The 7,834-nt window shown below is 72.1% G+C and carries 9 protein-coding genes and 1 tRNA gene; 8 read left to right on the plus strand and 2 right to left on the minus strand.

What is annotated here, in order from left to right:
- Nucleotides 1–139: 139 nt before the first annotated feature.
- The 3 genes from AC2CJA_RS21070 to AC2CJA_RS21080 all read left to right on the plus strand — a co-directional run bounded on the left by AC2CJA_RS21070 (nt 140) and on the right by AC2CJA_RS21080 (nt 2,170).
- Nucleotides 140–598 carry an FAS1-like dehydratase domain-containing protein gene (locus tag AC2CJA_RS21070; protein WP_484604242.1) on the plus strand — a complete coding sequence of 153 codons (459 nt, stop codon included), beginning with the start codon at nt 140–142 and terminating at the stop codon, nt 596–598.
- A 5-nt stretch (nt 599–603) separates the two neighbouring features.
- Nucleotides 604–1,038 (plus strand): MaoC family dehydratase, encoded by a 435-nt coding sequence (locus tag AC2CJA_RS21075; RefSeq protein ID WP_484604243.1) that lies wholly within the window; start codon nt 604–606, stop codon nt 1,036–1,038.
- 76 nt (nt 1,039–1,114) lie between these two features.
- A complete protein-coding gene (locus AC2CJA_RS21080; RefSeq protein ID WP_484604244.1) occupies nt 1,115–2,170 on the plus strand; it encodes a UDP-N-acetylmuramate dehydrogenase in 1,056 nt (351 codons plus the stop codon).
- Nucleotides 2,171–2,213: 43 nt separating this feature from the next.
- Here the strand turns inward: AC2CJA_RS21080 and AC2CJA_RS21085 are convergent, their stop codons facing one another.
- Nucleotides 2,214–3,266, minus strand: coding sequence for an adenosine deaminase (locus AC2CJA_RS21085; protein WP_484604245.1), 1,053 nt, complete (start codon nt 3,264–3,266; stop codon nt 2,214–2,216).
- A gap of 127 nt (nt 3,267–3,393) precedes the next feature.
- Nucleotides 3,394–4,632 (minus strand): pyridoxal phosphate-dependent aminotransferase, encoded by a 1,239-nt coding sequence (locus AC2CJA_RS21090; protein WP_484604246.1) that lies wholly within the window; start codon nt 4,630–4,632, stop codon nt 3,394–3,396.
- Nucleotides 4,633–4,885: 253 nt separating this feature from the next.
- Between AC2CJA_RS21090 and AC2CJA_RS21095 the strand changes: the two genes are divergently transcribed.
- The 5 genes from AC2CJA_RS21095 to rplA all read left to right on the plus strand — a co-directional run bounded on the left by AC2CJA_RS21095 (nt 4,886) and on the right by rplA (nt 7,738).
- A tRNA-Trp gene (locus AC2CJA_RS21095) sits at nt 4,886–4,958 on the plus strand.
- A gap of 114 nt (nt 4,959–5,072) precedes the next feature.
- Nucleotides 5,073–5,354 (plus strand): preprotein translocase subunit SecE, encoded by a 282-nt coding sequence (secE, locus tag AC2CJA_RS21100; protein WP_241714759.1) that lies wholly within the window; start codon nt 5,073–5,075, stop codon nt 5,352–5,354.
- Between the two features lie 73 nt (nt 5,355–5,427).
- Nucleotides 5,428–6,249 carry a transcription termination/antitermination protein NusG gene (gene nusG / locus AC2CJA_RS21105; protein ID WP_484604247.1) on the plus strand — a complete coding sequence of 274 codons (822 nt, stop codon included), beginning with the start codon at nt 5,428–5,430 and terminating at the stop codon, nt 6,247–6,249.
- A gap of 174 nt (nt 6,250–6,423) precedes the next feature.
- Nucleotides 6,424–6,858 carry a 50S ribosomal protein L11 gene (gene rplK, locus AC2CJA_RS21110; RefSeq protein ID WP_093660552.1) on the plus strand — a complete coding sequence of 145 codons (435 nt, stop codon included), beginning with the start codon at nt 6,424–6,426 and terminating at the stop codon, nt 6,856–6,858.
- Between the two features lie 160 nt (nt 6,859–7,018).
- Nucleotides 7,019–7,738: a 50S ribosomal protein L1 gene (gene rplA / locus AC2CJA_RS21115; protein ID WP_241714756.1), complete on the plus strand. Its 720-nt coding sequence runs from the start codon at nt 7,019–7,021 to the stop codon at nt 7,736–7,738.
- Nucleotides 7,739–7,834: the final 96 nt, after the last annotated feature.

Genomic DNA, 7,834 nt, shown 5'->3' on the forward strand with positions numbered 1-7,834 from the left:
CCCCGCCCGCCCCCCCCCCCCCCCACCCCCCCCCAGGCCGGGGGGCCCCCCCCGGGGCGGGGGCGCCCCCCCACGGCTTTGCGTCCGTCCGAGCCGTCCGATCAGCAACCACCAGTAAGCCGTATGGAGGTACCGGGCCATGGCGCTCGACCAGTCCTTCGTGGGGCGGAGCTATCCGCCCACCGCACCGTACGAGGTCGGCCGGGAGAAGATCCGCGAGTTCGCCGAGGCCATCGGTGACGCCCATCCCGCGTACACCGACCCGGAGGCGGCCGGTGAGCTCGGTCACCCCGACGTGATCGCTCCGCCCACCTTCGTCTTCGCCGTCACCTTCAGGGCCGCCGGGGAGGTCGTCGCGGACCCGGAGCTGGGACTGGACTACAGCCGGGTGGTGCACGGCGACCAGAGGTTCGCCTACACCCGGCCGGTGCGCGCCGGAGACCGGCTCACGGTGACCTCCACCATCGAGGCGGTCAAGTCCATGGCGGGCAACGACATCCTGGACGTCCGCGGCGAGGTGCACGACGAGACGGGCGAGCACGTCGTGACGGCCTGGACCAAGCTGGTGGCCCGCGCGGCCGACGAGCAGGGGGGGTGAGACGGATGACGGCGAGGATCGCGTACGCGGACATCGAGGCCGGCACCGAACTGCCCGCCCGGAGCTTCCCCGTGACCCGCGACACGCTCGTGCGGTACGCGGGCGCCTCCGGCGACTTCAACCCGATTCACTGGAACGAGCGGTTCGCACGTGAGGTCGGCCTCCCCGACGTCATCGCGCACGGGATGTTCACCATGGCCGAGGCCGCCCGCGTGGTGACCGACTGGACCGGCGACCCCGGCGCGCTCGTGGAGTACGGCGTGCGCTTCACCAGGCCCGTCGTCGTCCCCGACGACGGTTCGGGCGCCGTGATCGAGGTCTCGGGCAAGGTCGCGGCCAAGCTCGACGACGAGGCCCGCACCGTCCGGGTGGACCTCAAGGTCACCAGCGCCGGGCAGAAGGTGCTGGGCATGTCCCGCGCGGTGGTCCGGCTCGCCTGAGCGGGCCGCCGGAGCGCCGGGCCGGCGGACGCGGCCGTACGCAGGCGCGTACGGCCGCTCTCGTACTCTTGGGCGCGTGCAGGAACTCCACGACGCGCCCCTCGCCCCGCTGACCACCTTCCGCCTGGGCGGCCCCGCGGCCCGCCTGGTCACGGCGACCACCGACGAGGAGGTGACCGAGGCGGTACGGGCCGCCGACGCCGACGGCACCCCGCTGCTGCTCGTCGGCGGCGGCAGCAACCTCGTCATCGCCGACGAGGGCTTCGCCGGCACCGCCCTGCGCATCGCCACCACCGGCTTCCGCCTGGAGGGCACCCGTCTGGAGCTGGCCGCGGGCGAGAACTGGTCCGAGGCCGTCGCCCGTACCGTCGAGGCCGGGCTCGCGGGTGTCGAGTGCATGGCCGGCATCCCCGGGTCGGCGGGCGCCACGCCCGTCCAGAACGTCGGCGCGTACGGCCAGGAGGTCTCCTCCACGATCACCGAGGTCGTCGCCTACGACCGCCGGTCCGGCCGCACCGTCACCGTCCCCGCCGCCGAGTGCGGCTTCTCCTACCGGCACAGCCGCTTCAAGGCCGACCCCACCCGCTTCGTCGTGCTGCGCGTCCGTCTCGAACTGGAGGACGCGGACGGCCTCTCGGCCCCCCTGCGCTACGCCGAGACCGCCCGCGCGCTGGGCGTGGGGACCGGCGACCGGGTGCCGGTGGAGCGGGCCCGCGAGACCGTTCTGAAGCTCCGCGCGGGCAAGGGCATGGTGCTCGATCCGGAGGACCACGACACCTGGTCGGCCGGCTCCTTCTTCACCAACCCCGTGCTCACCGGGGACGAGCACGCCGCCTTCCTCGCCCGCGTCGCCGGGCGGCTGGGGCCGGACGCCGCCCCGCCGGCCTATCCGGCCGGGGACGGCCTGGTGAAGACCTCCGCCGCCTGGCTGATCGACAGGGCCGGCTTCGCCAAGGGCTACGGCGACGGCCCGGCCCGGATCTCCACCAAGCACACCCTCGCCCTGACCAACCGGGGCTCGGCCACCACCGCCGACCTCCTCGCCCTGGCCCGGGAGGTCCGCGACGGAGTGCGCGAGGCCTTCGGGGTGACGCTGGTCAACGAACCGGTGACCGTCGGCTGCTCGCTCTGAGACCGCTCCCGGGTCCCTCCCGGACAGGCTCGGGAGAGCGGGCTCAGCGGAGCCCGCGGGACGGGATCCGCTCCGGCTCCTCCACCAGCCACGCGTCGATGTCCGCCAGGATCGCCTTCCGGACGTCCTCCGGAGCGCGCGAGCCGCGCACCGACTGGCGGGCCAGCTCCGCCAGCTCCTCGTCCGTGAAGCCGTGGTACCGCCGCGCGATCTCGTACTGCGCGGCCAGCCGGGAGCCGAACAGCAGCGGGTCGTCGGCGCCCAGCGCCAGCGGCACCCCCGCCTCGAACATGGTCCGCAGCGGTACGTCCTCGTGCCGGTCGTACACGCCCAGTGCCACGTTGGAGGCAGGGCAGACCTCGCAGGTGACGCCCTGCGCGGCCAGCCGCGCCAGCAGCCGCGGGTCCTCGGTGGCGCGCACCCCGTGCCCGACGCGGCCCGCGCGCAGGTCGTCCAGGCAGTCGGCGACGGACCCCGGTCCCGACAGCTCGCCGCCGTGCGGGGCCGCCAGCAGGCCGCCCCGGCGCGCGATGGCGAAGGCGCGGTCGAAGTCGCGGGCGAAACCGCGCCGCTCGTCGTTGGACAGGCCGAAGCCGACCACGCCGCGGTCGGCGTAGCGCACGGCCAGCCGGGCCAGGGTGCGGGCGTCCAGCGGGTGCTTCATCCGGTTCGCGGCGACCAGCACGCGTATGCCGAGCCCGGTCTCGGCGGAGGCGCCCTCCACCGCGTCCAGGATGATCTCCATCGCGGGGATCAGCCCTCCCAGGCGCGGTGCGTAGGAGGTCGGGTCCACCTGGATCTCCAGCCAGCGGGATCCGTCCCGCACGTCCTCCTCGGCGGCCTCGCGCACCAGCCGCCGGATGTCGTCGGGGGTGCGCAGACAGGAGCGCGCGGCGTCGTACAGCCGCTGGAAGCGGAACCAGCCGCGCTCGTCGGTGGCCCGAAGTCTCGGGGGACGGCCGCTGCTCAGCGCCTCCGGGAGGTGGACGCCGTGTCTGTCGGCGAGCTCCAGCAGCGTGCCCGGGCGCATGGACCCGGTGAAGTGCAGGTGGAGGTGGGCCTTCGGGAGCTTGCGGACATCACGAGCGCTTTCCATCCGAGGATTTTGCCGCACTCGCGACACGCCCGGAAGTCACCGCCACGATCGGGGCGGCCCTGAACATGCGGGCGGACCCGCGCAAGTGCTGCTTCCGCGGGCCCGCCCAGGGATGCTCCGGGCCGGGTCAGGCCTTGGCCTCGGCCAGCAGCCTCTGGATCCGGGAGACGCCCTCGACCAGGTCCTCGTCGCCCAGCGCGTAGGACAGCCGCAGGTAGCCAGGGGTGCCGAACGCCTCACCGGGGACGACCGCGACCTCGACCTCCTCCAGGATCAGCTCGGCCAGCTCCACGCTCGACCGCGGGCGCCGGCCGCGGATCTCCCGGCCCAGCACGCCCTTGACCGACGGGTAGGCGTAGAAGGCGCCCTCCGGCTCGGGGCAGGTGACGCCGTCGATCTCGTTCAGCATCCGCACGATCGTCCTGCGGCGGCGGTCGAACGCCTCGCGCATGCGCGCCACGGCCTCCAGATCGCCGGAGACGGCGGCCAGCGCGGCGGCCTGGGCGACGTTGGAGACGTTGGAGGTGGCGTGCGACTGGAGGTTGGTGGCGGCCTTCACCACGTCCTTCGGGCCGATGATCCACCCCACCCGCCAGCCGGTCATGGCGTACGTCTTGGCCACGCCGTTGACGACCACGCACCGGTCGGCCAGCTCGGGCACGACCACCGGCAGCGAGGAGAACTCCGCATCGCCGTAGACCAGGTGCTCGTAGATCTCGTCGGTGAGCACCCACAGACCGTGCTCGGCGGCCCAGCGGCCGATCTCCTCGACCTGGGCGCGGGAGTGGACGGCGCCGGTCGGGTTGGAGGGGGAGACGAACACCAGCACCTTGGTGCGCTCGGTGCGGGCCGCCTCCAGCTGCTCCACCGAGACCCGGTAGCCGGTGGTCTCGTCGGCGACCACGTCCACGGGGACGCCTCCGGCCAGCCGGATCGACTCGGGGTAGGTGGTCCAGTACGGCGCGGGGACGATGACCTCGTCGCCCGGGTCGAGGACGGCGGCGAAGGCCTCGTAGATGGCCTGCTTGCCGCCGTTGGTGACCAGTACCTGGGAGGCCTCGACCGAGTAGCCGGAGTCACGCAGCGTCTTCGCCGCGATGGCCTCCTTCAGCTCGGGGAGCCCGCCGGCCGGGGTGTAGCGGTGGAAGCGCGGGTTCCGGCAGGCCTCGACCGCGGCCTCGACGATGTAGTCGGGGGTCGGGAAGTCGGGCTCGCCCGCGCCGAAGCCGATCACCGGACGCCCGGCGGCCTTGAGGGCCTTGGCCTTGGCGTCGACGGCGAGCGTGGCGGACTCGGAGATCGAGCCGACGCGGGCCGAGACCCGGCGCTCGGTGGGTGACTGGTTGGAAGGGGTCACAGCGGTCATGGGGGCATCGTCGCAGACGGGGAGTCGTCCGGGCACGTGGGCCGAAGGGGGCCGGGGGACGGGCGGAGGGGAATCGGAGGGGGAGAACACCGGTGTACGGGCGGGAGGAACAGGCGGATCGGGGGCGATACGGGTTACGTGTTCGACGGGGGCGCGTGAAGCACGTACACTCACCGTCGTTGGTCCCGGCCGATCAACCGGCGGTTCGCGTACTCCGCGGCGCCGACCGGATGCGGTAGGTTGGGAACGGCGAAGGGTCGTAGCTCAATTGGTAGAGCACCGGTCTCCAAAACCGGCGGTTGGGGGTTCAAGTCCCTCCGGCCCTGCTTCGCGCATCTGGACCAGGGATGCGTGCACGTGTACGTAACTGGACGCACCGCCGTACGGCCGGGCCGGACGCGGCACGGCACGCGGCCAGGACCCGGATCAGGTGAGGACGAGTGGCGGAGATCACGGACTCCATCGAGGTCCCCGAGCCCGGGCGGTCGCAGGACGACAACAAGCCCCGGCGCGGTGGCAAGCGCGCGAAGAAGGGCCCGCTGGCCCGTCTCGCCCTGTTCTACCGGCAGATCGTCGCCGAGCTGCGCAAGGTCGTCTGGCCCACCAAGAAGCAGCTCTCCACCTACACGACCGTGGTGATCATCTTCGTCCTCGTCATCATCGGCCTGGTGACCGTGATTGACTGGGGGTTCACCGAGGTCGTCAAGTACGTCTTCGGCTGATAAGCCCGCGGAGTGCCCCTCCGGGCACTTTTCCGCATGTTCGACCCCTTGAAGCCAGGAAGAAGCAGCCACCGTGTCTGACCCGAACCTCAACGACGCCGTCGACCCCGTCGAGGGTGACGACACCGCGCCCGACGCCGTCGAGACGGCGGACACGGCGGCGGACGGCGTCGACCAGGCCGAAGCTGCCGACACCGCCGGGGACGAGCCGGCCGAGGCGGCGACCGGTCCCGCCGAGTCCGCCGGCGGAACCGGGGCCGAGGCCGCGCAGGAGGCGGAGGAGCCGGTCGCCGCCCTCCGCGATGAACTGCGTCATCTCCCCGGCGAGTGGTATGTCATCCACACCTACGCGGGCTACGAGAAGCGCGTGAAGGCCAACCTGGAGCAGCGCGCTGTCTCGCTGAACGTCGAGGACTTCATCTACCAGGCCGAGGTCCCCGAGGAAGAGATCGTCCAGATCAAGAACGGTGAGCGCAAGAACGTCCGCCAGAACAAGCTCCCCGGCTACGTGCTGGTGCGCATGGACCTGACGAACGAGTCCTGGGGCGTCGTGCGCAACACCCCGGGCGTCACCGGCTTCGTGGGCAACGCCTACGACCCGTACCCGCTGACCCTGGACGAGGTCGTCAAGATGCTCGCACCCGAGGCGGAGGAGCGCGCCGCGGCGGAGGCCGCCGCCGAGGCCGGGCTGCCGGCGCCGAGCCGCAAGGTCGAGGTCCAGGTGCTGGACTTCGAGGTCGGGGACTCGGTCACCGTCACCGACGGCCCGTTCGCGACCCTCCAGGCGACGATCAACGAGATCAACCCGGACTCGAAGAAGGTCAAGGGCCTCGTCGAGATCTTCGGCCGCGAGACCCCGGTCGAGCTGAGCTTCGACCAGATCCAGAAGAACTGACGCGGTTCTTCCGGTCACCGATTTCCGGCCAGGTCGGGCAGCCCTGAGGGGCCGCCCGGCCTGGCCGGTTTCCGACCGCACCGCGATACGGGCTATCGTGGTGCGGTATGCCTCCGTACGGGTGGATCAGCCCGTCGGGGGATTCGACACCTCTCACCAGGACCCGGAGAGAACATGCCTCCCAAGAAGAAGAAGGTCACGGGGCTGATCAAGCTCCAGATCCAGGCCGGCGCCGCGAACCCGGCCCCGCCGGTCGGCCCCGCGCTGGGCCAGCACGGCGTGAACATCATGGAGTTCTGCAAGGCCTACAACGCCGCGACCGAGTCGCAGCGCGGCTGGGTCATCCCGGTGGAGATCACGGTCTACGAGGACCGCTCCTTCACCTTCATCACCAAGACCCCGCCGGCCGCGAAGATGATCCTCAAGGCCGCGGGCGTGGAGAAGGGCTCCGGCGAGCCCCACACCAAGAAGGTCGCCAAGATCACGCGTGAGCAGGTGCGCGAGATCGCCACGACCAAGATGCCCGACCTCAACGCCAACGACCTGGACGCCGCCGAGAAGATCATCGCCGGCACCGCCCGGTCGATGGGCGTCACCGTCGAGGGCTGAGCGGCTCCGCTCGCGGTACCCGCCGGGTGCGCGCCGGGCTTCCCGCCCTCTTGGGGCGGTCGAGCCGGACGGGTGCGCCGGGCACAGACAGATGGAAGTGGCAGGGTCAGGCGCTGGCCCCCCGGACCACGACTCCGTACACCAGAAAACTGGAGCAGAAGTGAAGCGCAGCAAGGCTCTCCGCAACGCGGACGCCAAGATCGACCGGACGCGGCTCTACGCCCCGCTGGAGGCCGTCCGTCTCGCCAAGGAGACCTCCCCGACCAAGTTCGACGCGACCGTCGAGATCGCCATGCGCCTGGGCGTCGACCCGCGCAAGGCCGACCAGATGGTGCGCGGCACCGTGAACCTCCCGCACGGCACCGGCAAGACCGCCCGGGTCCTGGTCTTCGCGACCGGTGAGCGTGCCGCGGCCGCGGAGGCCGCCGGCGCCGACATCGTCGGCTCCGACGAACTGATCGACGAGGTCTCCAAGGGCCGCCTGGACTTCGACGCCGTCGTCGCCACCCCGGACCTGATGGGCAAGGTCGGCCGCCTCGGCCGTGTGCTCGGTCCGCGCGGTCTGATGCCGAACCCGAAGACCGGCACCGTCACCCCGGACGTGGCCAAGGCCGTCACCGAGATCAAGGGCGGCAAGATCGAGTTCCGCGTCGACAAGCACGCCAACCTCCACTTCATCGTCGGCAAGGTCTCGTTCGACGAGAAGCAGCTGGTGGAGAACTACGCGGCGGCGCTGGAAGAGGTCCTGCGGCTGAAGCCGTCCGCGGCCAAGGGCCGGTACATCAAGAAGGCCGTCATCAGCACCACGATGGGCCCCGGCGTCCACATCGACCCCAACCGCACCCGGAACCTCCTCGCCGAGGAGGACGTCGCCGCCTGATCCGGCGCGCGACCCCGCGAGGGCGTTCCAGTACGGCGGCCGGGCGGGCGGGCGCGGGCGCCGGGGCGGGGGGGGCGGCCCGCGGGGCGGGGCGGG

It is taken from the genome of Streptomyces sp. ATLC9, from assembly GCF_057196705.1.

Coding starts and splice junctions, on each gene's coding strand:
- AC2CJA_RS21070 (WP_484604242.1), top strand. CDS start 140: ATGGCGCTCGACCAGTCCTTCGTGGGGCGGAGCTATCCGCCCACCGCA.
- AC2CJA_RS21075 (WP_484604243.1), top strand. CDS start 604: ATGACGGCGAGGATCGCGTACGCGGACATCGAGGCCGGCACCGAACTG.
- AC2CJA_RS21085 (WP_484604245.1), bottom strand. CDS start 3,266: ATGGAAAGCGCTCGTGATGTCCGCAAGCTCCCGAAGGCCCACCTCCAC.
- AC2CJA_RS21090 (WP_484604246.1), bottom strand. CDS start 4,632: ATGACCGCTGTGACCCCTTCCAACCAGTCACCCACCGAGCGCCGGGTC.
- rplK (WP_093660552.1), top strand. CDS start 6,424: ATGCCTCCCAAGAAGAAGAAGGTCACGGGGCTGATCAAGCTCCAGATC.